Raw genomic sequence first — 25,008 nt, 5'->3', positions numbered from 1 at the left:
GGCCGCTTCGGGACCTCCGGCCGATCCGCCGCACGGGGAGGCGAACCTAGCGTGGAGCCATGACCACACCCGTCTGCACCAGCGCTCCGAACGCCGCTGCATCAGCGAGGCAGACCCTTCCCTATCCGTCGTTCTCGTCGTACGTCAAGGAACGCCAGCCGGTGCTGCTGCGCACCGCCCGGTCGCTGACCGCGAACCCGAGCGACGCGGAGGACCTGCTGCAGACCGCCCTGGCGAAGACCTATGTCGCGTGGGACCGGATCGAGGACCACCGCGCGCTCGACGGGTATGTGCGCCGGGCACTGCTGAACACGCGGACCTCGCAGTGGCGCAAGCGCAAGGTCGACGAGTTCGTCTGCGACGAACTGCCCGAGCCGGAGCGGATGCCCGCCGCGGACCCGGCCGAGGAACAGGCCCTGCACGATGCCATGTGGCGGGCGATCATGAAACTTCCCGCACGTCAGCGGGCGATGGTGGTCCTGCGGTACTACGAGGACCTGAGCGAGGCCCAGACGGCGGAGGTGCTCGGCGTCTCCGTCGGCACGGTGAAGTCGGCGGTGTCCAGGGCCCTGGGCAAGCTCCGCGAGGACCCCGAACTGGAGTCCGTGCGCTGGACATCACGTCCCGGATACTGATCGATCATTCCGGGGAGTAGTGACATACCGCGCGGTATGTGCGCAGAATCAGCGCAACCCCCTACACCGCGTAGGCAATGTCGCCCCGGGAGGACGCCGTGCAGAGCACGATGCAGGACGTACCGCTGCTGATCTCGAGGATTCTGACCCATGGGTCGACGGTCCATGGATCGTCTCAGGTGATCACCTGGACCGGCGAGGGAGAACCGCACCGCCGCTCCTACGCCGAAATCGGCGCCCGCGCCGCCCAGTTGGCGCACGCACTGCGGGAGGACATCGGCGTCGGGGACGACGACCGGGTCGCCACCCTCATGTGGAACAACGCCGAGCATGTAGAGGCGTACTTCGCGATCCCCTCCATGGGCGCGATCCTGCACACCCTCAACCTGCGCCTTCCTCCAGAGCAGTTGGTGTGGATCGCCAACCACGCCGCCGACCGGGTCGTCATCGTCAACGGCTCCCTGCTGCCGCTGCTCGCCCCGCTGATGCCGCATCTGAAGACGGTCGAGCACGTGGTCGTGTCCGGCCCAGGCGACCGTTCGCTGCTCGAGGGCGTCTCCGCCCAGGTGCACGAGTACGAGGACCTCCTCGCCGGCAAGCCGACCACCTATGACTGGCCGGAGCTGGACGAACGCCAGGCCGCCGCCATGTGCTACACCTCCGGCACCACCGGCGACCCCAAGGGCGTCCTGTACTCCCACCGGTCCATCTATCTGCACTCCATGCAGTGCAACATGGCGCAGTCGCTGGGCCTGACCGACGAGGACACCGCGCTCGTCGTGGTTCCGCAGTTCCACGTCAACGCCTGGGGCCTGCCGCACGCCACCTTTATGACCGGCGTCCATCTGCTCATGCCGGACCGCTTCCTCCAGCCCGGGCCGCTCGCCGAGATGATCGAGAAGCAGCGGCCCACGTACGCCGCCGCCGTCCCCACCATCTGGCAGGGTCTGCTCGCCGAGCTGACCGCACGGCCCCGGGACGTCTCGTCCCTCGGCAATGTCACCGTCGGCGGCTCGGCGTGTCCGCCCTCGCTCATGGCGGCCTTCGACAAGCTCGGGATGCGAGTCTGCCACGCCTGGGGCATGACCGAGACCTCCCCGCTCGGCACGGTCGCCCGCCCGCCCGCCCAGGCGGTGGGCACGGAGGAGGAATTCGCCTACCGGCTCACCCAGGGACGTTTCCCGGCCGCTGTCGAGGCCCGCCTCACCGGTCCCGCCGGGGAACGGCTGCCCTGGGACGGCAAGTCCGCGGGCGAGCTGGAGGTACGCGGACCGTGGATCGCGGGGGCGTACTACAACGGCCCGGACGCCGAGCCCCTGCGCCCGGACGACAAGTTCAGCGAGGACGGCTGGCTCAAGACCGGGGACGTCGGCACCCTCAGCCCCGACGGCTTCCTCACCCTCACCGACCGAGCCAAGGACGTCATCAAGTCCGGCGGCGAGTGGATCTCGTCCGTCGACCTGGAGAACGCGCTGATGTCCCACCCGGAGGTCACCGAGGCGACGGTCGTCGCCGTGCCTGACGAGAAGTGGGGTGAGCGCCCGCTGGCGATCGTCGTGCTCCAGGAGGGCTCCACGGCGGACTTCCCCACCCTGCGCTCCTTCCTGGCCGAGGAGGCGAGGATCGCCAAGTGGCAGCTCCCCGAGCGCTGGACGATTCTTCCGTCGGTGCCCAAGACGAGCGTCGGCAAGTTCGACAAGAAGCTGCTGCGTCGGCAGTACGCGGCGGGTGAGCTGGAGGTCACGCTCATCTAGGGCCGATCAGGCACGTTGAGCACATGGTGTGGGGCGGTGTTTCACGTGAAACACCGCCCCACGCGACGTATGAACCGGTAAGTCCCTTTCGGGGGGACTCAGTTGGTGCCGACCCGCGCCAGCAGATCCACGATCCGGTCCTGCACCTCGGGGCTCGTCGAGCGCTCGGCCAGGAACAGCACCGTCTCCCCCGAGACCAGCCGGGGCAGCTCGACCTGGTCCACGGCCGCGGTGTAGACGACGAGGGGGGTGCGGTTGAGCAGGTTGTTCGCGCGCAGCCAGTCGACCACCCCGGCCTGTCGGCGGTGTACCTGCATCAGGTCCATCACCACCAGGTTCGGCCGCATCTGCGCGGCCAGCGTCACCGCGTCCGTATCCGAAGCGGCTCGCGCGACCTGCATGCCACGCCGCTCCAGGGTCGCGGTGAGGGCCAGCGCGATCTCCGCGTGCTCCTCGATGAGCAGCACGCGCGGCGGGTGCTGCTCGGAGTCCCGCGGGGCCAGCGCCTTGAGGAGTACGGCAGGGTCGGCGCCGTACGCCGCCTCCCGCGTCGCCTGCCCGAGCCCCGCCGTGACCAGTACGGGAACCTCGGCGGTCACCGCCGCCTGGCGCAGGGACTGGAGCGCGGTCCGTGTGATCGGTCCGGTGAGCGGGTCGACGAAGAGGGCGGCCGGGAAGGCGGCGATCTGCGCGTCGACCTCCTCACGGGAGCTGACGATGACGGGCCGGTAGCCGCGGTCGCTGAGCGCCTGCTGGGTCGTCACGTCCGGCGCGGGCCAGACGAGCAGCCGACGCGGGTTGTCGAGCGGCTCCGGGGGCAGTTCGTCGTCCATCGGCCGCGACTGGGGCTGGTCGGCGACCTCCACGGCGCCGCCGGGGCCGTCGAGCGGCTCGGGGCCCTCGTCGGCGTTCACGTCCGGAGCCCCTATGGCGTACGACCGTCCGGCGCCCTCGCTGGCTCCGGCCAGGCGGGACTGCCCGGCCATGGAGGGCTGCGCCGGCAGCGGAGCCGAGGGGGACTGGGGATGCGGGCGCGCCGCCGTGTCCTGGCGCTCGCCCGCGGGCTCCGGAGGCGTTCCGAGCTTGCGGCGGCGACCCGAACCGTTCGGTGAGTGCGGCGGAGGCGTGGCGGACTGGGGGCGGGGCTGGGTCCCCGGCTGGGCCGCGGCCTGACGCGCGAAGGGCACGCCCTGCCCGAGGGTCCGCACGCTGATCGCCCGCCCCTGCGTCGAGTTGGGGTCCATGGGCGCGGCGGCCTCGGCCGGAAGCGGCTGGGCGGTCCGCGGCTGCGGGGTCCCGGCCCGGGGGGCTCCCGGCCGGGCGGCGCGCTCCGGAGGCAGCGGCGTGCCCGCCGACGGCGTGGGCTGCGGTAGCGGCATCCCGGGGACACCGGCCCCGGACGCGCCCTGAGCGGGCACCATCGGCTGCGGGCCGGGCTGCGCCTGCGCCGCGGGCTGCGGAGCGGCGGGGGGCTGCCCGGGGACGGACTGAACGGCGGGGGCCGGAACCCCCTGCGGAGGCACGGTCGGCGAGGGCACCACGGGTGCGGGGACGCCCTGTGCCGGGACGGGCTGCGGGCCCCCCGGAGCGGGCACGCCCTGCGCGGGCACCACCGGGGACATCTGCCCGGGAGTCCCCTGGGGAGACGCCACCGGTGCGGACACGCCGGGCGTGGCGGGCATCGGTCCGGGCACACCCTGGGCAGGCGGGTTTCCGGCTGCGTCCGCCCTGTCCGGCTGCTGCCCGGGCGTGGCGGTAGTCCGTCCGCGGCGGCGGCCCATGGGTGCGGCCACCGGGTGCGGCTGCGGCGGAGTGTGGTCGTCGGCCGTGTCGTGTGCCACCGCGTCATGGCGGCTCTCGTCCGCCGGGCCGGGGATGGGAGCCGGGCCGGGAACGGGAGCGGACTGCTCCGGCGCGCGGTCCGCCTCGGCGGGCGGCAGCGCGAACACGGTCCGGGCACCGGAATCCGCGGCGGCGGCCCGCTCGTTGGCGGCGGCCAGAGCGCGCCGACGGCGTCCGGTCGGCGTCTCGGCGGCATCGGGGTCCTGGGGGGACGGCGCACCGGCAGCCGCGGGCAGCGCGGGCGGCAGCGCCTGCGGTTCGGCGTCCCGGCGGGCGCGCCGGCCCGTGGGGACGGGCACTCCCTGCGGCGGTACGGCCCCGCCCAGTCCGGTGGCGGCCGCCGGGGCCCCGGCGGCATGCTCCGCCGCCGTCACGACCGATCCCTCGGCCACGCCCTCGGCACTGCTCTCGGCGGGGCTCGGCCGTCCGCGCCGTCGCCCCGTGCCGCCGGACGCGGGGGTCTCCACGGAGTCCTCGCCCTCGGCCGCCTGCGCCGGAACCGACGCCTCGGCGGCCGGCTCCTCCACCGGGCGCCGTCTGCGCCGCCCGGTGGGCGCCACCGCGGCCTGCTGCTCGGAGGACGGGGCGGACCCGGCGCCCACCTCGCTCTCCAGAAACGCGTCCACGGACGGACGGCGGGCCCGCCGGCGTCCGCCGCCCTGCTGTGCGGGCTGCTCCGGCGGCGCGATCTGCACGGGCCCGCCGACGGGTTCCTCCGCGGGTGTCTTCACCGGGGGTGCCGCGACCGCTCCGGCGCCGCCGCCGAGGGGCACCTCGAGCACGTATGCGCTGCCGCTCATCCCCGGCACTTCGTGCGTCTGCAGCACACCGCCGTGTGCGCGCACGATCCCGGCGACGATCGGCTGGTGCACCGGGTCTCCCCCGGCGTACGGGCCACGCACCTCGATCCGTACGACCTCGCCCCGCTGCGCGGCCGCCACCACGACGGTGTTGTCCAGGTAACCGCCCGCCGAGACCGGCGCGTTGCCCGTGGCGTCGACGCCCGCCACGTCCGCGACGAGATGCGCGAGCGCCTCGGCGAGCCGCTGCGGATCGACCTCGGCCTCGATGGGCGGGGCGTGCACGGCGAACTGCACGCGTCCGGGCCCGATCAGTTCGACGGCACCGTCGACACCCGCGGCGACGACCGCGTCGAGCATGACGGTCGTCCGTACGAGCTCGTCCTCACCCGAGTCCAGCCGCTGGTAACCGAGGACGTTGTCCACGAGCGTGGTGATCCGCGAGTAGCCGGCCGCGAGGTGGTGGAGCACCTGGTTCGCCTCTGGCCACAGCTGTCCGGCGTCGTCCGCGGCGAGCTTGGACAGCTCACCGCGCAGTTCGTCGAGGGGGCCGCGCAGCGACTGGCCGAGCACGGCGAGAAGTTGATCGTGCCGGGCGGTCAGTGCCTCGTAGCGGTCCTTCTCGCGCTCGCCGAGCGCGGCGTAGCGCTCCTCGCCGGCCGCGATCTCCTCCGTGTGCCGCTCGTGCAGTCCGGCCAGCTCGGCCGCGTGCTCCTCGCGCAGCCGCTCCAGCTCCTCCTCGTGCTCCTTGACGGTCCGCTCCAGCTCCTGCCGGTGCTGCTCGTCGGCCGCCTCCTTCTCCGCGACGAGCGTGTCGAACGGGCGCCGGTCGGTGAACGTCATCACGGCGCCGACGATCTGGTCGCCGTCGCGCACCGGCGAGGTCGTCAGGTCGACCGGCACCTTCTTCCCGGGCTTGGACCACAGCACCTGCCCGCGCACCCGGTGCTTGCGCCCCGAAAGCAGGGTGTCGTGCAGCGGCGACTCCGAGTACGGGAAGGGGGAGCCGTCCTCGCGCGAGTGCAGAATGAGGGTGTGCAGCTCCTTGCCGCCCAGGTCGCTGGCCCGGTAGCCGAGGATCTGGGCGGCGGCGGGGTTGACGAGCACGATCCGCCCGTCGGTGTCCGTGCCGATCACGCCCTCGGCCGCGGCCCGCAGGATCATCTCGGTCTGCCGCTGGGAGCGGGCGAGTTCGGCCTCGGTGTCGACCGTGCCGGAAAGATCGCGGACGACGAGCATGAGCAGTTCGTCGCCGGTGTAGCCGTAGCCGTCGTAGGCCTGGCGGCCGTCCTCGAGGTTGGCGCTCGTGACCTCGACGGGGAACTCGCTCCCATCGGTGCGCCGCGCGGTCATCCGGGTCGGCTTGGTGCGTCCGCGCGGGTCGAGGGAGTCGGGCCGCCGCATGGACCCGGGGATCAGCCGCGAGTCGAACTGCGGCAGCAGGTCGAGGAGCCCCCGCCCCACCAGGGCGGTACCGGGCGCTTCGAAGGCCTCCAGGGCGATGGTGTTGGCGTTGACGACCGTTCCGTTGGCGTTGACCAGCACCAATGCGTCGGGAAGCGCGTCCAGTATGGCAGCGAGGCGAGCAGCGCCTCGGGATGGCCTGCTGCTCACGAGACGCTTCCTCCCTGTTACCGCACCTTGCCGACCGCGGGTGCCATCTTGCCAACCGGCCCGCGGCGTGTCACGCGAGGGAGTCTACGGGCAGTGGCCCGGCACGCGGCGCCGGATGAGAGGGAGGTCGCTCGCGGAAGTGACGCAGAAGCTGTGACCGCGCAGGTCGCCGGGTGAAACCCCCGAAATCAGCTCGGACGCGCCCCGGCGCCGGCTGTCGTCCGGTGGTGCCGTTCGCGTGTACGCATGTCCGGCAGCAGGGGCACGAGGCTGTCCCAGCGGGCCACCTGACAGCCGTTGCGGCGGTCGTACTGCGCGTCGACCGGCCGTCCGGCCCAGGTCCCGGAGATGTGCGCGGTGGCCGGGCCGCCGTACTGCATCGTGCACAGGGCGCGCGGCGGCACCGGGGCGAAGGGGTCGCGGCCCCAGATGGTGCGCCGGTCGAGCATGGTGCACGCGATGGCGGGGTTCGGGTGGTTGCCGCGCGACGGGTGGCAGCGAAGCAGATACGTCCCGTCGGCCTGCCCGGTGTGCCGGACGGTGACGACGAGCTGGTCGCCGCGGGGAAGGGGCGGCGTGCCGTGGGCGTCGGCCGGGGCGGGGGCCGCGACGGCGGCGAGCAGGGCCGCGGCCCCGAGGAGCACGGAGCGCGAGGTGAACTGGATCATGCCATGACTAACGGTGGCGGAGCGGGACGGTTGCGTTTGTGACCCGAGTGGCGCATGTGGCTGCGGTGGCACCAGGCGGGTCCCGGATCAGCGGCCCTGTGCTTTGCCCTGTGACCGTTCTCCCTAGTACCGTGGGGGTCGATTGGTGACACACCGCTCGGCTGTGTCATCATCTGCACGCACCTTCGCGCTCGCGCGGACGGTTGTGCTGGAGGCGTCGCCTAGTCCGGTCTATGGCGCCGCACTGCTAATGCGGTTTGGGCCTTAAAGCCCATCGAGGGTTCAAATCCCTCCGCCTCCGCACCTGATCCCGAAGCCCCGGTCCTCCGCGACCGGGGCTTCGGCGTTGCCGGGCCCGTCCCCACCCGGTCGCCCGCGCATCGTCCCCAGCTCTCCCACATGGCGTTTCCGCAGGTCACAAGGGGTGTGCCTAATGGATTTCACATGGCGGCGGCAGTCATGTAATGTTCTTCCTGTCGCCGCGAGCGGGCCGGAAGAGCCGGGAGCGGGGACAGAAAACAGAAAACAAGCACTCGTAGCTTAACGGATAGAGCATCTGACTACGGATCAGAAGGTTGCAGGTTCGAATCCTGCCGAGTGCGCACAGATCAGAGGCCCCGGAGAGATCCGGGGCCTCTGGCGTTTCGAGGGCGTACAGCAGCGAAGTACGGCAACGGGGTCGCCGTCAGAGGGAGTCGGCGTCGCGGATGCGCTGCGCCGCCTTCGGGTGCACCGCAGTGGGATCATCCCGGAGCCCGGCACGACGGGCACGGCGCGTCCGGAGCGCCCCGAGACTCGGCCTCGGTAGCGGCAAGCAGTCGTCCGGCTCCTCCGTCTTGGTCTCCTGGTGGCACCCTTGGCGGCCTCCCGAAAGGGCCGCGGTATTGAATTGGCGCACGGGGAAGCGGCGAAACCGGATCCACAGTGCGCCGCGCAGGTGAGATGGTTTTACGTGTATTCAGACCGGCGGGATAATTCGATTCGAGTTCCAATCCCTGCCGAATTGCCGCCGAGATCGGCTCAACGTGTGGCTCTGCCGGACGGGACCAGTGTGCTGCGGCAACGTTTCGAGCCGGCCCTGTATCCCTTGGATGTTACGTGAGGCGATGGAAGGCCGGAGACGATGGTCGGGCGAAGGACGCCCCTCCGCTGGTAAGGGTGTTGGGTTAATGGGCCACGAACCCGCACGACCCTCACGAGGCGATCGGCACGTCGTCGACTTCGGTCGGCTGCCCATGAGGGTTTAACCGGAGCAGGTGACCAGAATCATCATGCAGGAATTCACCCCGCCGACGGCTACGAGCGCGTCGATTCCGGGCAGCGGCGCCGGGCTCCCGGCGACGTATATCCATCGCTGCCACCTTCTCGAACCCGACGACGACGACCTGATGCGCCCGTGGACGATCACCGGCGACGGAGACCACGGTGGCGGCCACGGCCAATGACTCTTCCCCGCGATCGGTTCCTCCCAACAGCAGCGCGAACGGTTGATCACCCGACACCAGTCCAGCGAACGGTCGTTGTACTCCGTGACGCACGGTCGGCGTCAGACACCCAACCTTCAGGAGGCACCATGCGCGTACTGCCCCAGCTGGCAGTCACTGTCACCGGGATCGGGGCCGCTCTGCTGTTCACCGCCGGGGTCGCTTCGGCTGCCGGCACGCCGTTGACGCAGGACCAGGCGGAGGATCGGCTGATCTCCAACGGCATCACGGCCACATCGCCCGGGAACTGCACCGACAAGAACAACCCGAGCTGCGTCTCGTACGAGGGGATCCTCAGCGGCACGGTGGACGGGGTGATCAACCTCAAGAAGGCCAGCGGCGTCGCGAGCCTCATCGTCATCGGCGGCACCGAGGTCGGCCACGGGGAAGGCGAGAAGTACACCCACGCCAACGGCTACAAGATCGACCTCCTGCCCATCCCCGCTCTCAACGACTACATCAAGGGCACCTTCCGATACGCCGGCCTCCGCGGCGACGGCTTCCCGCTGTGGAAGTCAGCATCAGGCGACCTCTACTGCGACGAAGGCAGCCACTGGGACATCATCTATTTCTAGTCCCCGGCTACACCTCCAGCTCACGCAAGCAGCGCGAAGACCGAGCGATCTGCCCCGATCCCCAGGGGCAGGTTCCTCGTAGGCGTGCCCGCGCGACGGGACGGTCCGGAAAAGGAGCGTCCGGACCCCGAATTGCAGGGTTCTTTTTGGGTCGGGCCACGTTCATCGCCCGGTGGGCACGGTCTCCGTGCCGCCGAGCAGAGCTCGTTCCTCCGCGTCGGCCAGCCAGAAGAAAACAGGCGGCAGGCCGATCTCGATCACCGCCGGTGCGATCTGGAACCACTGCGGCCAGCCGTGAACGGCGAGCGACAACAGCCGCCCGAATCCCGGCTCGACCCTGCCGACTCCCTGGTGGAGCAGCTCATCCAGGGCATGGACGTCCACCTCGACTACTTCGTCGCCAACCGCAACGCCGTCCTCGCCGCGAACCGGGTTCTCGCGGGCGACCCGGTGATTCAGTCGATCACGACGAACGAGCTGGACGCACTCCGTACGCGGCTGCCGGCCGTACTCCCACTCGCGGACGACAGCGCCCGCGAGGCCGTGTCCGCCGTGCTGAAAAGCTGGCTGGTCTTCGTCCAGGTCCTCTGCCTCGACTGGCTCACCCACAAGACCTGCACCCGCACCCGGCTCCGCGACATCTGCATCGGCGCCCTTCTCGGCGCCCTGAGGCCATTGCTCGCCGACGACCCCACCCATGAGTGGCCGCTACAGCGGCCCGACGCGGATGCCTAGGCCCTACCGGGTGCTCAAGGCCTGCGGCGAAGTCGCTGCCAAGGTGCGCGTCGTGGCAGACGGGCCACGATGTCGCCGCCCGTCGACCTGCCGCTCAGCACCACGCGCAGTCGTACCGGAGTCTCCGGACCGGTGACCGGGCGGACCTTGATGTCGCCGCGGCTGTAGGTGACGTCGTCGGCGTCGACCACGATCCCCGGTCCGGTGACCAGCGTCAGATTTCCGCCGATGCGCAGGTCGACCTCGATGTGCAGGGTGTCGTGGGTGATCACGGCCTCGGTGAAGTCGAGTTTCAGGTCGCTGAACATCAGCCGGATCTCCATCCGGCGGGGAACCAGCCAGCGACCGGAGCGCTTGCCCTCTCCGAAGCGCTGGTCGATCCGGATCACCTCGCGAGCCTGTGGCGGCATCCCTTCGAGCGGCAGATCGGCGACCAGTACCGCCAGGTCGGAGGCAGTGCGCGCCGCCAGCGCCGCTTCGACGCGCTCGTCCAGCTCGGCGGACGTCAGCCGGCCGTCCCCGGCCGCGACCCGGAGGATCTCCACGGCCTCGTCCCGCTCCCGATGAGACACCCGCTGCTCGGACACCGGGCGACGGTGAGAGTCGTCTGGTCCGGAGAGATCGCCTGACATGGTTTCAGTGTGCTGACGCGCTCAGGGGACGGGCAACACCCGATCGAGGAAATGGGGGATGTGGATCGGCCATGCGATGAGGAACCAAGCCCCCGGATCCTGCGCGGACTTGGGCGTTGCGGCAGACGGCGTCGTCCGGACCGGCGAGCCGTCGCTCAGCGTGCCTCCGCGAGGCCCGAGTCGCTCTCGCCGTCCGCGTGCGCGGTGTCGGTGGCGGCCGGCTCGGCGGTGACGGCCCTGAGGGCCCGGGCGGGGAGCTTCCGTCCTGGCCACCGACCAGGACGCTCGGGACGCCCTCGGCGGCGAGGAGGTCGTCGAGCCGACGCGCGGTGGGCAGGGGATGGCCGGTCCTGAAGGAGTAGCCCGACGACCGTCCCTGGACGAAGCCGTGATTCGCCGCATCGCCTGTGTCGTGGGCACGACGTACGAGTTCGAGTACAGCTTCCGCGAACTGGCCTAGCGGACCCTTGAAGCGCCGATCGCCCTCTTCAAGGCCCAGGGCGACGACTACTCCTTCATCGAGGGCCGCTCGGGCTACTCGGCGGCCGCCCCCCGGGGCGTGGAGCTGAGGGGCGACCACTACAGCGTCCTGAAGGAGCACGGCGTGGCGGACCTGGTCGCGGCCGTCCGCGCGGCGATGGGCCACCGAGGCCGGGCCCGCGTCGCCCGTCGGGCCCGCGTCGGTCCCGCAGTGTCAGTGGCGGAGCCTAGTCTCGGCGGTGATGACTCGGGTCTGGAGATGCGCGGGGCTGTCGTGGTCCGACGGCGGGCCCCGGCTGCACTGGGAGGGCGGGCGCCCCAGTGAGCTGGCGCGGGGGAGGCGGGTGGCCTTCGCCGTCGTGGCGGGGAGCGTGCGGACCTGTGTGGGGGCGCGGGGCCATGGATGCCCGATGCGGGCGGAGGTCTCGGGGCGGAGCACCGGTGCGCGGTGCGAGGAGTGTGCGCGCCTGAACCGGGCGCACTCCGTGGCCGCGGACACCGTCGCCGATGATCCCCGCCCGTACCGGGTGTATCTGGCGTGGTTCGGGCCCGGCATGGTCAAGGTCGGGATCACCGCGGCCGAACGCGGCCCGGCGCGGCTGCTGGAGCAGGGCGCCGTGTCCTTCGGCTGGCTGGGCACCGGGCCCCTGATGGCGGCGCGCCGCACCGAGGAGCTGCTGCGGGCGGCGCTGGGGGTACCGGACCGGATTCCCTACGCCGGCAAGCGCGCGGTGCGGGCCGCGTTGCCGTCCGCCGGGGAGCGCGCCGCCGAGCTGGCGGAGCTGCACGCCCGGGCGGTGGCGCTCGGCGGCTGGCCGGAGTCGCTGGAGCGGGCACCGTTCCGGGCGGTCGACCATGGCGCGGTGTTCGGCCTGGAGGGGCTGGCACGGGCGGAAGCTGTGGTGAGCGAGCTGGTCGCCGGCGGAGTGGTGAGCGGAGATCTGCTGGCCGCCGCCGGACCCGATCTTCATCTGGCCACCGGGCGCGGCGTCGTCGTACTCGACACCCGGCTGATGACCGGGTGGGAGCTGACGGGGGCTCCCGGTGATCGGCTGACTGTTCCGGTCAGGGAGTCGGGGGAGCCGGGCGTGCAGGACGGGTTGTTCTGAGCGGCGGTGCCGAGAAGGGGCCGACGTGCTGTTCCGGGCCGGGGGGGGTGGACGGGCGGTGCGGGCGTCGCCGATCGTGTCGGCATGAGCGATCAGCGCAGTGTGCCCGGCGCCCCCGCCTTTCCCGCAGTCCCGGCGGCCGCAGTCGGCGTCCCCGTCCCCGCCCCCGCCCACGAACCCCCGTACTACGCCGTCGTCTTCACCTCCCTGCGCACCGGGGCCGACCACGGGTACGCGGAGACCGCCGGGCGAATGGAGGAACTGGTCAGGGAGATTCCCGGATTCCTCGGCATGGATCACGCCCGTACCCCCGGCGGGCTGTCGATCACCGTCGGCTACTTCCGGGACGCGGCCGCCCTCGAGGCGTGGCGGACCGATTCGGAGCACCGGGCGGCCCAGAAGCGGGGGCGTGCGGAGTGGTACCAGGCTTACACGGTGCATATAGCCAAGGTCGAGCGCAGCCACGCCTTCGAACGCCCCTTCCCGCCCGGCCGAGAGCAGAACTGACGTATCGTCACAATTCTCCCAGGAGTTCCCTGAGAGGCGCCTGTGTGTTTCTCAGGGAAATCACAGAAAGGTGAAAGGACTCTCTCAGGGGACCTCGACAGGCTGTCCAGCCATGACCACGACCTCGCCCCAGGGGCGCACCGAACTGCTGAGGCCGGACGGGAGCCCCGTCCGAGTGCTGGTGGTGGACGACGAGTTGTCGATCACCGAACTGCTCTCCATGGCCCTTCGCTACGAGGGCTGGCAGATCCGCAGCGCGGGTGACGGACAGGGAGCGATCCAGACCGCGCGCGAGTTCCGGCCCGACGCCGTCGTGCTCGACATGATGCTCCCCGACATGGACGGCCTGAGCGTCCTGGGACGGCTGCGGCGCGAACTGCCCGACGTGCCCGTGCTCTTCCTGACCGCCAAGGACGCCGTGGAGGACCGGATCGCGGGTCTGACCGCCGGCGGGGACGACTACGTCACCAAGCCGTTCAGCCTGGAGGAGGTCGTCGCCCGGCTGCGCGGGCTGATCCGGCGCTCCGGCGCCGCGGACCGCCGCTCGGACTCCGTCCTGGTCGTCGGCGACCTCACCCTGGACGAGGACAGCCACGAGGTGTGGCGGGCCGGGGAGAGCATCCACCTGACCGCGACCGAGTTCGAACTGCTCCGGTTTCTGATGCGCAACCCGCGGCGCGTGCTCAGCAAGGCGCAGATCCTCGACCGCGTGTGGTCCTACGACTTCGGCGGGCAGGCCAATGTGGTCGAGCTGTACATCTCCTATCTGCGGCGGAAGATCGACGCCGGCCGTGAGCCGATGATCCACACACGGCGCGGCGCCGGCTACCTGATCAAGCCCGCGGCGTCATGAGCAGGCGACGACGACCGCGTACGCAGAGGCGAGGACGACAGCCGCGCACGCTGCGGACACGGCTCGTCGTCTCGGCGGTCAGTCTGATCGCCGTGGTGTGCGCGGTGATCGGCACGGTGACGACGATCGCACTGAGCCAGCATCTGTACAAGCAGAAGGACGCACAGGTCGTCGAGGCCGGCCGGCGTGCCGCCGGGCCGCCCAGGGGGGTGCCCGGTGGGGGGCCGCTGGGACCCGGCGACGGCTCGGAATCGCCGTCCGGCACCGGGTCCCTGCCGGGCGCCTCGGACCGGATCGACTCGACGGACGCGAAGCTCGACTTCATCGTCACCAAGGGCGGGACGCAGCCCGGGAACATCGCCGCCGTGGTCGACACGAGCGGCAGGATCGTCAAGGCGGCCGTCGCCAAGGTGAACAACGACAAGGGCATGGTCCCCAGCCAGCTCGACGCCGCGCAGGTCGCCGCGCTCGCGACCGTGCCGAAGGAGGGCATCCACAGCGTCGATATCCCGGGCCTGGGTGGGTACCGGGTCAGGTACATGTCGGGCATCCGCGGCAACTACTACATCGGGCTGCCCACCTCCGACGTCACCGACAACGTCGACACTCTCATCCTCGTCGAGGTCAGCGTCGCCGGCGCCGGTCTCGTCGCCGCCGGGATCGCCGGATCCGTACTGGTCGGACTCGCCCTGCGGCCCCTGCGCAAGGTGGCCGCGACCGCCACCCGGGTCTCCGAACTGCCGCTGCACACCGGCGAGGTCACCCTCGACGAGCGGGTGCCGGAGTCCGAGACCGATCCCCACACCGAGGTCGGGCAGGTCGGGGCCGCGCTCAACCGGATGCTGGACCACGTCCACGGCGCCCTGCACGCGCGCCAGCAGAGCGAGACGCGCGTACGGCAGTTCGTCGCGGACGCCAGTCATGAGCTGCGCACCCCGCTCGCCTCCATCCGCGGCTACGCCGAGCTGACCCGGCGCGGACGCGAGGAGACCGGGCCCGACACCCGGCACGCCCTCGGAAGGATCGAGTCCGAGGCCGGGCGCATGACGCTCCTCGTCGAGGACCTGCTGCTGCTCGCCCGGCTGGACGCGGGCCGCCCGCTCCAGTTCGGGCAGACCGACCTCGTACCGCTCGTCGTGGACACCATCAGCGACGCCCGGGCGGCCGGGCCGGACCACAACTGGCGGCTGGAGCTGCCGGACGAGCCCGCGCTCGTGTCGGCGGACGCCGCCCGGCTCCAGCAGGTGCTCGTCAACCTGCTCGCCAACGCCCGCACCCACACCCCGCCCGGCACGACCGTCACCGCACGCGTCGTGCGGCGGGGGCCATGGCTGTGCGTGGACGTCCAGGACGACGGCCAGGGCATTCCGCCGGATCTGCTGCCGCACGTCTTCGAACGGTTCGCGCGCGGCGACTCGGCGCGCTCACGGGCCACCGGCTCCACCGGACTCGGGCTGGCCATCGTGCAGGCCGTGGCGACCGCGCACGGCGGCGCGGTGACCGTCGACAGCGTGCCCGGACGCACGGTGTTCACCGTGCATCTGCCGGCGCTCACCCCGTACGTCCCCGCGCCCGCTCCCGAAACGAACCGGCAACGGCACTCACAGGCACGGCACAGCCTCACCACATGGGTGCGACAGGGCGCTTGAGAAGAGTCGGGGGCATGCGAACCGATTCCTCTCCCGGCCCCCTGCCGGCGCGGGAGCACCTCCCGGCCGCCGGAGCCGGTACGCCTGTGCTGGACGTAGTGATCCCCGTCTACAACGAGGAGAAGGACCTCGAGCCGTGTGTGCTCGGACTGCACGAGCACCTCAGGCGCACCTTCCCGTACGCCTTCCGCATCACGATCGCGGACAACGCGTCCACGGACACCACACCGCAGGTGGCCGCGCGGCTGGAGGCGGAGCTCGCGGAGGTGACGTCCTTCCGGCTGGAGCAGAAGGGGCGCGGCCACGCGCTGCGGACCGTCTGGTCCGCCTCGGACGCCCCGATCCTCGCCTACATGGACGTGGACCTCTCGACCGACCTCAACGCGTTGCTGCCCCTGGTGGCACCGCTGATCTCGGGCCACTCCGACCTGGCGATCGGCTCCCGGCTGACCCGTACCTCCCGGGTCGTGCGCGGCCCCAAGCGGGAGTTCGTCAGCCGCGCCTACAACCTCATCCTGCGCGGCTCGCTCCAGGCCCGGTTCTCGGACGCGCAGTGCGGCTTCAAGGCGATCCGCCGTGACGTGGCCCAGGTGCTGCTGCCGCTGGTGGAGGACACCGGCTGGTTCTTCGACACCGAGATGCTGGTGCTCGCCGAGCGTGCCGGTCTGCGCATCCACGAGGTGCCCGTCGACTGGGTCGACGACCCCGATTCCACGGTGCACATCGTGAAGACGGCGACCGACGACCTCAGGGGCGTGTGGCGGATCGGCAGGGCGCTGGCCACCGGCTCGCTGCCGCTGGACCGGCTCGCCCGGCCGTTCGGCGACGACCCGCGTGACCGGGACATCCAGGACGTGCCGCGGGGCCTGGCCCGTCAGCTCGTCGGCTTCTGTGTGGTCGGCGGCCTGTCCACCCTCTTCTACCTGGCGCTCTACAGTCTCTTCCGGCAGTTCTCGGGCGCGCAGATCGCCAACGCGCTCGCGCTGCTGGTCTCGGCGGTCGCCAACACGGCGGCCAACCGCCGGCTCACCTTCGGGGTACGCGGCCGGGGCGGCGCCGTCCGCCACCAGGCGCAGGGCCTGGTGGTCTTCGGCATCGGGCTCGCCCTCACCAGCGGCTCCCTCGCCGCCTTGAACGCGGCTACCGGCAATCCGGCGCATTCCACGGAGCTGGCGGTGCTGATCGCCGCCAACCTCGCGGCGACCGTGCTGCGGTTCCTGCTCTTCCGGGCCTGGGTCTTCCCGGACCGGCGCGACGGCGACCATGCGCCCGGCTACGACCGGACCCCCCGCACATACGACAGCACGTACGGCACCACGTACGACACCGCCCAGTTCCACGCCGGTGCCGACGCGGACCGTGCCATCTGGAGGGACGCCCCCACGCCGGTGCAGCCGGTGCGTCCGCAGGACACCGACCCGAGGGACTACCGATGACCACCCACTTCGAGCAGCCGACCCACCAAGGTGGTACGGGGCCGCACTCCTGGGGACCGCCCTCCACGGCACCGGCGGCACCGGTCCCCGGTGCCGGTGAGCCCGGGCAGCCACTGGTGCGCAGACTCCGGCGCGGCCGGCCCGAGGACCCCCGCTGGGCCCGTCCCGCGTTCCTCGGTCTGCTGCTCGCGACCGCTCTGCTGTACCTGTACAACCTGAGCGCCTCCGGATACGCCAACTCCTTCTACTCGGCGGCGGTCCAGGCCGGCAGCGCCTCCTGGAAGGCGTTGTTCTTCGGCTCGCTGGACGCGGGCAACGCGATCACCGTCGACAAGCCCCCGGCCGCGCTGTGGCCGATGGCCCTGTCGGTACGGATCTTCGGGCTGAACTCGTGGGCGATCCTCGTCCCCGAGGTGATCATGGGCGTCCTGACGGTCGCCGTGGTGTACGCGGCCGTCCGGCGCCGGTTCAGCCCCGCGGCCGGCCTGATCGCGGGTGCCGTGCTCGCGCTCACCCCGGTCGCGGCGCTGATGTTCCGGTTCAACAACCCGGACGCGCTGCTGGCGCTGCTGATGGCGGTCACGGTCTACTTCGTCGTCCGGGGTCTGGAGGACGGCCGCACCAAGTGGCTGGTCTGGGCGGGTGTCGCGGTCGGCTTCGCCTTTCTGACGAAGACCCTGCAAGCCTTTCTGATCCTGCCGGCCCTCGCGGCCGTGTACGGCGTCTGCGCGCCCGTGAAACTGAGGAAGAGGCTGCTGCAACTGGGCCTCGCGACGGTCGCGCTGGTCGTCTCCGGCGGCTGGTGGGTCGCGACCGTCGAGCTGTGGCCCGCGTCCTCGCGCCCTTACATCGGCGGCTCGCAGAACAACTCGTTCCTGGAACTGACCTTCGGCTACAACGGCCTCGGCCGCATCAACGGCGACGAGACCGGGAGCGTCGGCGGCATGGGCGGCGGGGGCGGCGGTCAGTGGGGCGCCACGGGCTGGGACCGGATGTTCGGCGCCGAGATCGGCTCCCAGATCTCCTGGCTGCTGCCGGCCGCGCTGATCCTGTTCGCCGCGGGCCTCGTCCTCGCCGGCCGGGCCGCCCGGACGGACCTGACCCGCAGCTCCTTCCTCGCCTGGGGTGGTTCGCTGCTGACGACCGCGGTCGTCTTCAGCTATATGGCCGGCATCTTCCACCAGTACTACACGGTGGCTCTGGCCCCCTACATCGCCGCCCTGGTCGGCATGGGCGTCACGGTCCTGTGGGAGGAGCGGTCGAGGACCTGGGCGTCGCTCACGCTCGCGGCCACCGCCACGGCGACCGCGGCCTGGGGCTATGTGCTCCTCAACCGCACGCCGGACTATCTCCCCTGGCTGAAGTGGCTCGTCCTCCTCGGCGGTCTGGCCGGCGCCCTCGGCCTGGTCTTCGTGGCCCGGCTCGGGCGGCAGCTCGCCCTCGCGACGGTGGGTCTGAGCATCGTGACCGCCCTCGCGGGCCCGGCCGCGTACACCCTGACCACGGTGAACGAGGGCCACACCGGCTCGATCGTCACGGCCGGCCCGGCGGGCGCGAGCAGGATGGGCGGCCGCGGTGGTCCCGGTGGCCCCGGCGGCCCCGGCGGTGGCGGCATGCGCGGCGGCTTCGGCGGCGGTATGCCGGGCGGCAACCAGCAGAACGGCAACGGCACCACCCAGGGCGGGCAGGGCGGCGGCTTCCCGGGCGGCGGAACCGGCGGCTTCCCCGGAGGCTTGCCCGGCGGCGGCATGCCGGGCCAGAACGGGCAGGGCCAGAACAGTCCGGGCCAGAACGGTCCGGGCCAGAACCCGCAGCAAGGCAACGGCCTTCCCGGCACCGGCCGGACGGGCGGGGACGGCAGGGGTGCCGGCGGCATGGGCGGCCTGCTCAACGGCGCCCAAGTCGGTTCCGAGGCCAGGAAGCTGCTGGAGAAGGACGCCGGGAAATACACCTGGGTCGCCGCGTCCATCGGCTCCCAGAACGCCGCGAGCTACCAACTCGCCACCCGAGACCCGGTGATGGCGATCGGCGGCTTCAACGGCAGCGACCCGTCACCGACGCTCGCCCAGTTCCGGAAGTACGTGGCGCAGGGCAGGATCCACTACTTCATCTCCGGCGGCGGCTTCGGCGGCAGGGGCGGCGGTGCCGGCGGCTCCGGCGTCTCCTCGCAGATCAGCTCGTGGGTCGAGAAGAACTTCAAGAAGGTGACGGTCGGTTCGGCCACGTTCTACGACCTCACGCGGAGGACCGGCGGCTGACGGCCGGCCCGGGACCCGAGGGTGGGCCTCGAAGCGGTGGGCCGGGCACATGCGCGGCCCACCGCTTTTCGCGGGGACGGAACGGGAAGAATCGGGGGTGGCGGCCGCACAGCGGTCTCGCGCCCCCGAAGGGGCACCTGGCATCGTGATCAACGGTCGGAGTGTCGAGGAAGGTGCGCCATGGTGAAGGCAGCCCAGCGGGCCGGGCGCCCGTTGCGGACCAGCGTCTGGCTGGAGGGAAAGGCCCCCCGGGGCGGCGGCACGCGCGCAGCCGGCGGTCAGCCCTCCGGACTGGACCGCGAGCGGATCACCGGGGCGACCGTGCGGCTGCTGGACGCGGAGGGCCTGGCGAAGTTCTCGATGCGCCGCCTGGCCGCCGAGCTGAACGTCACGGCGATGTCGGTCTACTGGTACGTGGACACCAAGGACGACCTGCTGGAACTGGCGCTGGACGCGGCCTTCGGGGAGATGCGGTTGCCGGCCGCCGACGCGGACCGGGACTGGCGCCACCAGCTGCGGGCGCTCGCCGCGGAGTACCGGGCGCTGCTGGTGCGCCACCCCTGGCTGTCCCCGCTGGCCGGGAGGTTCCTCAACATCGGCCCGTACGCCGCCGCCTTCTCGCTCGCCGTGCAGCGGGTGATCCGGCTGACCGGGCTGCCCGCGCACGAGCAGATGGGCGCGATCTCGGCGGTCTTCCAGTTCGTGTACGGATTCGGCACGATCGAGGGGCACTTCATCGAGCGCTGTGCGGCGGCCGGGACGACCCAGGACGAGTACTTCCGGCAGGCGCTGAGCGCGGTGACCCGGAGCCCCGACCTGGGTGAGGCCGTGCACCGCTCCGCGGACCTCGTCGAGGCCCGCGGCGGCGACACGGTGGAGGAGATGCGCGACCGAGACTTCGCGTTCGCGCTTCAGACGCTGATCGCGGGGATCGAGGCCATGGTCGCCCGGGGCCGGCCCGGGTGACCCAGGGCGGTCAGTCCTGCGGGGGCGCGAGGCGGGCGGGGAAGCCGCCGGTCGCCACCGGGCCCCACTTCACCGGGGTGATCCGGATGATCGACTTGCCCTGCCGGACCATCGCCTCGCGGTACTCGTCCCAGTCCGGGTGTTCGCCCGCGATGGTGCGGTAGTACTCGACGAGCGGCTCCACGGAGTCCGGCGCGTCGATGACCTCGGCGGTGCCGTCGACCTGGACCCACGGGCCGTTCCAGTCGTCGCTGAGCACGATCACACTGACCCGTCCGTCTCTCCTGGCGTTGCGCGTCTTGGCCCGCTCCGGGTAGGTGGAGACCACGATCCGACCCGAGTCGTCGACCCCGCAGGTCAGCGGAGAGCCCTGGGGACCTCCGTCGGCCCGGCGCGTCAGCAGGATCGCGCGGTGCCGGGGGCGTACGAAGTCCAGCAGCTCGTCCAGCGATACGGCGGTGTTCGTCGCGATGTCGGGTGCCATGGGACGGAAGCCTAGGCGCTCACGCGGCCGGGGAGCCCGACCCCGCCGTGCCTACGCCTGCGGGAGTGACTCGCCCTGCACCGCCTGGATGTCCAGTTCCACCCGCAGCGTCGTGCCGATCGCGGCGATGCCGGCCTGGAGGACCTGGTTGTAGTTCATCGCGAAGTCCTCGCGGCGCAGTTCGGTCGTGGCCCGGAACGCCGCGCGGGTGCCGCCCCATGGGTCGGATCCGGTGCCGAGGTAGGCGAGGTCGAGGTCGACCGGGCGGACGACGCCGCGCATATGCAGCTCTCCATGGACCGTCCAGCGGTCGGAGCCGGTGGCCGTCAGGCCGGTGGAACGGTAGGTGATCCGCGGGTGCGCCTCGACGTCCAGGAAGTCGGCCGAGCGCAGGTGGTCGTCGCGCATGCCGTTGCCCGTGTCGATGGACGCGGCGCCGATGACGGCCTCGACGCGGGACTTCCGCACCTCGTCCGGGGCGATCTCGATGCGCCCGGAGAACTCGGTGAACCGGCCGTGCACGCTGGAGATGCCCAGGTGCTGCGCGACGGCGCTCACCGAGGAGTGCGCAGGGTCGATGGCCCACGGTCCGGGCGGCGGCAGCTCGGCGCCGCCCTGCCGGGCCAGCGTCACGGCCCCGATCTCGGCCCGGCCGCTCGCGGTGACGATCGCGCTGGAGGCGGCGGGCGCGTACCCGACCGCTGTGACGATCACCGTGTACGCGCCGGGTGCCAGTTCGGTGGTGTCCCGGACGGACCCCTCCGCGTCGGCCTCGGCACGCAGCACCTGCGTACCCGTCATGTCGGTCACGGTGACGACCGCGTGCGACACGGCCCAGCCGTCCCGCGTACGGATGCGTGCGGTCAGTGCCATCGTGTGGTCTCCCTCTGAATCCTTGAAAATCCCCGTGGAAAGGCTCAAAAAAATCCGGCCCGCGGGGGCGCACCTCCGCTCAGAGCGCGCCCCCACGGGCCGGGGTCCGGCCTACTCGCCCGGGTGGGCGAGTTCGATGTCGTGGTCGTCGACGCCGCGGCCGCTCACCGTCACGGCCGTGGCCACCGGCGGATAGCCGGTCGCGATGACGGTGTACTCGCCGCCGTTCAGGTCGGTGAAGGCATACGCCCCGTCCGCGCCGGTCGTGGCCGTGCCGACCACGTTTCCGGCCGCGTCCACCAGGGTCACGCGAGCGTCCGCGAGCGGGCCGTGCGGGGCCCGTACGACGCCCTGTACCTGGGCGCCGGAGTCGAGGTCGACCTCGATCCGGGTGACCCCGGTGCCGCCCACCTCGACGGGCAGGGCCCGTGGCCGGAAACCGGCGGCGTTCACCGCGACGGTGACGGGACCCGGCACCAGTTCGGCGAAGGAGAAGTCGCCCTGCTCGCCGGTGGTGGCGGTGGCCAGCAGATCACCGCGGACGTCCGTGACGATCACCATCGCGTCCTTGACCGGCAGTGCGGTCTCGGCGGCCCGGACGACACCGCTCAGGCCGCTGGTGCCGCTGAGCAGGATGTCGTACGCCACCGGCTCCCCGTTCACCACGATCGTGGACGCCTGCGGCTGGTAGCCGTCGGCGGAGGCGATCAGGACGTACGAGCCCGTGCCCGGCGCGTCCACGGCGTAGGAGCCGTCCGCCCCGGCGACCGACCGGCCCAGCTGGCGACCCCCGAGGGAGATCAGCGTGACGGCTGCCTGCGGGACCGGGGCGCTCTCGGCGCCGCGGACGAAGCCGCGCACCGGGATGCCGCCGGACGGCGTGGACTCGCCGGGTGCGGCGAGGGTGGCGACGGCCGCGAGCCTCTGTGCGGCCGTGCCCTCGGCAGCGGTCTCGGTGCTCGCCATGGCCCAGCTGGGAGTCTTCTCCTCGGCGGGGCCGGTCGTCACGGTGGCGGTCGCGGTGGCCGCCGGGGCCTGCTCGGCCTCGGCCGCCGCGGCCTGTGCCAGGCCGCCCCGGGTCTTCAGCGGGACCTCCTTGATGAACAGCGTGATCACGAAGGCGAGGAACGCCAAGCACGCGGCGATCAGGAAGACGTCGCCGATGGCGTGGCCGTACGAGCTCTCCATGAGGGTGCGCAGCGGCCGGGGCAGCTTGGCGAGGTCCGGGATGGCGCCGTCGGAGCCGGAGTGGGCCGCCAGCCTCCGGTACTTCGGGCTGAGGTCGACGAGGCCGTCGGTGAAGTAGTGGGTGATCCGGTGGGCCATGATCGCGCCGAGCGCGGAGACGCCCATCGCACCGCCGAGGGAGCGGAAGAAGGTCACCGTGGAGCTGGCCGAACCGAGGTCGGTGGGCGCCACCTGGTTCTGCGTGGAGAGCACCAGGTTCTGCATCATCATGCCGATGCCGAGGCCCATCAGCGCCATGAAGACGGCCGTCTTCCAGTACGCCGTGTCGTACCGGAGGGTGCCGAGCAGCGCCAGACCGGCGGTGACCAGCACGCCGCCGCTGACCAGCCACGCCTTCCACTTGCCGGTCTTGGTGATGACCTGGCCGGAGACAGTGGAGGAGACGAACAGGCCGCCGATCATCGGGATGGTCAGCACACCGGACATCGTCGGGGACTTGTCGCGGGCCAGCTGGAAGTACTGGGCGAAGAAGACCGTGCCGGTGAACATCGCGACGCCCACGAAGAGCGAGGCGAGCGACGACAGGGTGATGGTGCGGTTGCGGAACAGGCGCAGCGGGATGATCGGCTCGGCGGCCTTGGTCTCGACGAACACGAAGACCGCGCCGAGAACGACCGCGCCCGCGACCATGGCGTACGTCTGCCACGACAGCCAGTCGTACTTGTCACCGGCGAAGGTGACCCAGATCAGCAGCAGGGAGACGGCGGCGGAGATGAAGAGCGCGCCGGCCCAGTCGACCTTGACGTCCCGCTTCACCACGGGCAGGTGCAGGGTCTTCTGGAGCACGATCAGCGCGATCACCGCGAAGGGCACGCCGACGTAGAAGCACCAGCGCCAGCCGAGCCAGGAGGTGTCGGTGATGACGCCGCCGATCAGCGGGCCGCCGACGGTGGCGACGGCGAAGGTGGCGCCGAGGTAGCCCGAGTAGCGGCCGCGCTCACGCGGGGAGATCATCGCCGCCATGACGATCTGCGCCAGGGCGGACAGACCGCCGACACCGACGCCCTGGACGACACGGCAGGCGATGAGCATGCCGGGATTCTGCGACAGGCCCGCGGCCATCGAGCCCAGGACATAGATGACCAGGGCTATCTGGACGAGCGCCTTCTTGCTGTAGAGGTCCGCGAGCTTGCCCCACAGCGGGGTGGTCGCGGTCATGGCCAGCAGCGACGCGGTCACGACCCAGGTGTAGGCGGACTGGCCGCCGCCGAGGTCGCCGATGATGTGCGGCAGTGCGTTGGAGACGATCGTGGACGACAGGATCGCCACGAACATGCCGAGCAGGAGCCCGGACAGGGCCTCCATGATCTGCCGGTGGGTCATCGGAGCGCCGTCGGGGGAGCCTCCCCCGTGCTTGGCGTGAGCCCGCACACCGGCTGGTGTGGTCGTTGCCATGGGCTTCCTTTTCTTACGTCTATGCGGGTGTACGGGTGGTCCGGTCGGCAACGGGTTCCGCCGGGGGTTCCGCCGCGGGGGCGGAGTGCGCGAGCCGGGGTGCGGAGCGGCAGTCGCCGAAGCTCTCCCGCAGCCGCGTCATCAGCTGGATGAGCCGGAGGACGTCGTCGTCAGGCCAGTCGGCGAGCCGCTCGGCCAGCAGTTCGGTGCTGCGCCGGGACAGTTCGTCGAGCTGGGCCATGCCGGCGTCGGTCAGGCGCAGGATGCGGGAGCGTTTGTCCGCGGGGTCGGGGGAGCGCTCGATCCAGCCGCGCTCCGCGACGTGCGCGACATGGCGGCTGGTGACCGACATGTCGACGGCCAGCAGCTCCGCGAGCTTGCTCATGCGCATGTCGCCGTGACGACCGAGCAGGGTCAGCACGGCGGCGGAGCCGCCCGGGCACTCGGGCGGCAGGATCCGCCCCATGTCCCTTTTCACGGCACCGATGGCGCTGAGCTGTCGCGCGAGCTCTGCGTACTGCGCTCGCTCGGCCATCGCACCTCCCGATAATTCGTTGCCTAGAGCAACCTTAGGTTCATTGGTTGCTGCAGGCAAATGAATCATTGGGTCCGACGCGTAAAAAGTTGACAAAGGCAAGTATTGGCGAGTGTAAATCCCGAGGTGAGAGCCGGGAGCGCAGACCCGCCCGCCGGGCGCGGACCAGGCCGTTCAGCCCGAACCGGGCATCAGGGCGCAGCCCCCCACTTGGGTGGCAACCGCGGATTCGCTAGGGTCTCGGGCCATGGCTAACACCCAGGGCCCCCAGGGCAACTACGACCCCGCCGGCAGCACGCAGATGTTCCGCGCGTTCGTCGACGAGGCGCCGCAGGCCAGGCAGTCGGCCCCCGCCTCGGCGGGGCCGCGCATCGGCCTGATCGTCGGTGTCATCGCCGCCGTGGTGATCGTCGCCGCGGTCGCCTGGCTCGCGATGAAGTAACCGGCCGGGAGCCGGACTCCGGACGGAGACGGCC

The 25,008-nt window shown here is 71.6% G+C and carries 19 protein-coding genes, 2 tRNA genes and 3 pseudogenes; 16 read left to right on the top strand and 8 right to left on the bottom strand.

Annotated elements, in window-relative coordinates:
- Positions 1-59: 59 nt before the first annotated feature.
- A complete protein-coding gene (locus tag ABZ876_RS04640) occupies positions 60-635 on the top strand; it encodes a SigE family RNA polymerase sigma factor (protein WP_361774210.1) in 576 nt (191 codons plus the stop codon).
- Positions 636-712: 77 nt separating this feature from the next.
- Positions 713-2,389 (top strand): long-chain fatty acid--CoA ligase, encoded by a 1,677-nt coding sequence (locus ABZ876_RS04635; protein ID WP_361774207.1) that lies wholly within the window; start codon positions 713-715, stop codon positions 2,387-2,389.
- 98 nt (positions 2,390-2,487) lie between these two features.
- Here ABZ876_RS04635 and ABZ876_RS04630 read toward each other — a convergent pair whose 3' ends face one another.
- Together ABZ876_RS04630 and ABZ876_RS04625 are read right to left on the bottom strand one after the other, a co-directional pair.
- Positions 2,488-6,645: a PAS domain-containing protein gene (locus tag ABZ876_RS04630; protein WP_361774204.1), complete on the bottom strand. Its 4,158-nt coding sequence runs from the start codon at positions 6,643-6,645 to the stop codon at positions 2,488-2,490.
- Positions 6,646-6,833: 188 nt separating this feature from the next.
- Positions 6,834-7,313 carry an SSI family serine proteinase inhibitor gene (locus ABZ876_RS04625; RefSeq protein ID WP_361774201.1) on the bottom strand — a complete coding sequence of 160 codons (480 nt, stop codon included), beginning with the start codon at positions 7,311-7,313 and terminating at the stop codon, positions 6,834-6,836.
- A 210-nt stretch (positions 7,314-7,523) separates the two neighbouring features.
- Between ABZ876_RS04625 and ABZ876_RS04620 the strand changes: the two genes are divergently transcribed.
- The 4 genes from ABZ876_RS04620 to ABZ876_RS04605 all read left to right on the top strand — a co-directional run bounded on the left by ABZ876_RS04620 (position 7,524) and on the right by ABZ876_RS04605 (position 9,372).
- Positions 7,524-7,614 (top strand) — tRNA-Ser (locus ABZ876_RS04620).
- A gap of 228 nt (positions 7,615-7,842) precedes the next feature.
- Positions 7,843-7,915: transfer RNA gene (locus ABZ876_RS04615), tRNA-Arg, on the top strand.
- A gap of 654 nt (positions 7,916-8,569) precedes the next feature.
- Complete coding sequence (locus ABZ876_RS04610) at positions 8,570-8,758, top strand: hypothetical protein (RefSeq protein WP_361774198.1); 189 nt, start codon at positions 8,570-8,572, stop codon at positions 8,756-8,758.
- Positions 8,759-8,886: 128 nt separating this feature from the next.
- Complete coding sequence (locus tag ABZ876_RS04605) at positions 8,887-9,372, top strand: hypothetical protein (RefSeq protein WP_361774195.1); 486 nt, start codon at positions 8,887-8,889, stop codon at positions 9,370-9,372.
- Between the two features lie 162 nt (positions 9,373-9,534).
- Here the strand turns inward: ABZ876_RS04605 and ABZ876_RS04600 are convergent.
- A pseudogene (locus ABZ876_RS04600) lies at positions 9,535-9,699 on the bottom strand (DUF4345 family protein); the annotation flags it as partial.
- Here ABZ876_RS04600 and ABZ876_RS04595 point away from each other — a divergent pair.
- Positions 9,694-10,107: pseudogene (locus ABZ876_RS04595) on the top strand (TetR/AcrR family transcriptional regulator); the annotation flags it as partial. The pseudogenes ABZ876_RS04600 and ABZ876_RS04595 sit on opposite strands and share 6 nt — an antisense overlap.
- A 14-nt stretch (positions 10,108-10,121) precedes the next feature.
- On the opposite strand, the gene ABZ876_RS04590 reads toward ABZ876_RS04595, so the two are convergent.
- Positions 10,122-10,694 (bottom strand): DUF1707 domain-containing protein, encoded by a 573-nt coding sequence (locus tag ABZ876_RS04590; protein WP_361774192.1) that lies wholly within the window; start codon positions 10,692-10,694, stop codon positions 10,122-10,124.
- 415 nt (positions 10,695-11,109) lie between these two features.
- Between ABZ876_RS04590 and ABZ876_RS04585 the strand changes: the two are divergent.
- From ABZ876_RS04585 to ABZ876_RS04550, 8 genes and pseudogenes are all read left to right on the top strand, one after another.
- A pseudogene (locus tag ABZ876_RS04585) lies at positions 11,110-11,373 on the top strand (hypothetical protein); the annotation flags it as partial.
- Between the two features lie 88 nt (positions 11,374-11,461).
- The gene (locus tag ABZ876_RS04580; protein ID WP_361774189.1) at positions 11,462-12,328 is read left to right on the top strand and encodes a DUF2797 domain-containing protein; all 867 of its coding nucleotides are present in this window, start codon (positions 11,462-11,464) and stop codon (positions 12,326-12,328) included.
- A gap of 84 nt (positions 12,329-12,412) precedes the next feature.
- Positions 12,413-12,835, top strand: coding sequence for an antibiotic biosynthesis monooxygenase (locus ABZ876_RS04575; protein WP_361774187.1), 423 nt, complete (start codon positions 12,413-12,415; stop codon positions 12,833-12,835).
- Between the two features lie 112 nt (positions 12,836-12,947).
- Positions 12,948-13,688: a response regulator transcription factor gene (locus ABZ876_RS04570; protein WP_361774184.1), complete on the top strand. Its 741-nt coding sequence runs from the start codon at positions 12,948-12,950 to the stop codon at positions 13,686-13,688.
- Positions 13,685-15,337 (top strand): HAMP domain-containing sensor histidine kinase, encoded by a 1,653-nt coding sequence (locus ABZ876_RS04565; protein WP_361774181.1) that lies wholly within the window; start codon positions 13,685-13,687, stop codon positions 15,335-15,337. Before ABZ876_RS04570 ends, ABZ876_RS04565 begins: the two co-directional genes overlap by 4 nt.
- A 14-nt stretch (positions 15,338-15,351) precedes the next feature.
- Positions 15,352-16,773, top strand: coding sequence for a bifunctional glycosyltransferase family 2/GtrA family protein (locus ABZ876_RS04560; protein WP_361774178.1), 1,422 nt, complete (start codon positions 15,352-15,354; stop codon positions 16,771-16,773).
- Positions 16,770-19,031 (top strand): glycosyltransferase family 39 protein, encoded by a 2,262-nt coding sequence (locus tag ABZ876_RS04555; RefSeq protein ID WP_361774175.1) that lies wholly within the window; start codon positions 16,770-16,772, stop codon positions 19,029-19,031. Before ABZ876_RS04560 ends, ABZ876_RS04555 begins: the two co-directional genes overlap by 4 nt.
- A gap of 180 nt (positions 19,032-19,211) precedes the next feature.
- Entirely contained in the window at positions 19,212-19,997 is a 786-nt protein-coding gene (locus ABZ876_RS04550) for a TetR/AcrR family transcriptional regulator (RefSeq protein ID WP_361774172.1), read from the top strand.
- A gap of 10 nt (positions 19,998-20,007) precedes the next feature.
- Here the strand turns inward: ABZ876_RS04550 and ABZ876_RS04545 are convergent, their stop codons facing one another.
- The 4 genes from ABZ876_RS04545 to ABZ876_RS04530 form a co-directional block, all read right to left on the bottom strand.
- Positions 20,008-20,481: a PPOX class F420-dependent oxidoreductase gene (locus tag ABZ876_RS04545; protein WP_361774169.1), complete on the bottom strand. Its 474-nt coding sequence runs from the start codon at positions 20,479-20,481 to the stop codon at positions 20,008-20,010.
- A 51-nt stretch (positions 20,482-20,532) separates the two neighbouring features.
- Positions 20,533-21,354, bottom strand: a complete 822-nt coding sequence (locus ABZ876_RS04540) for a YceI family protein (protein WP_361774166.1) — start codon at positions 21,352-21,354, stop codon at positions 20,533-20,535.
- Positions 21,355-21,465: 111 nt separating this feature from the next.
- A complete protein-coding gene (locus ABZ876_RS04535) occupies positions 21,466-23,997 on the bottom strand; it encodes an MFS transporter (protein WP_361774163.1) in 2,532 nt (843 codons plus the stop codon).
- A 19-nt stretch (positions 23,998-24,016) separates the two neighbouring features.
- Positions 24,017-24,532: a MarR family transcriptional regulator gene (locus tag ABZ876_RS04530; protein WP_361774160.1), complete on the bottom strand. Its 516-nt coding sequence runs from the start codon at positions 24,530-24,532 to the stop codon at positions 24,017-24,019.
- Between the two features lie 247 nt (positions 24,533-24,779).
- Here ABZ876_RS04530 and ABZ876_RS04525 point away from each other — a divergent pair, with 247 nt between their 5' ends.
- A complete protein-coding gene (locus ABZ876_RS04525; RefSeq protein WP_361774157.1) occupies positions 24,780-24,974 on the top strand; it encodes a hypothetical protein in 195 nt (64 codons plus the stop codon).
- Positions 24,975-25,008: the final 34 nt, after the last annotated feature.

This window comes from Streptomyces sp. NPDC046931, from assembly GCF_040644655.1.
In the GTDB taxonomy this organism is placed as follows: Bacteria; Actinomycetota; Actinomycetes; order Streptomycetales; family Streptomycetaceae; genus Streptomyces.
This window is presented reverse-complemented; position numbering and strand designations above follow the sequence as displayed.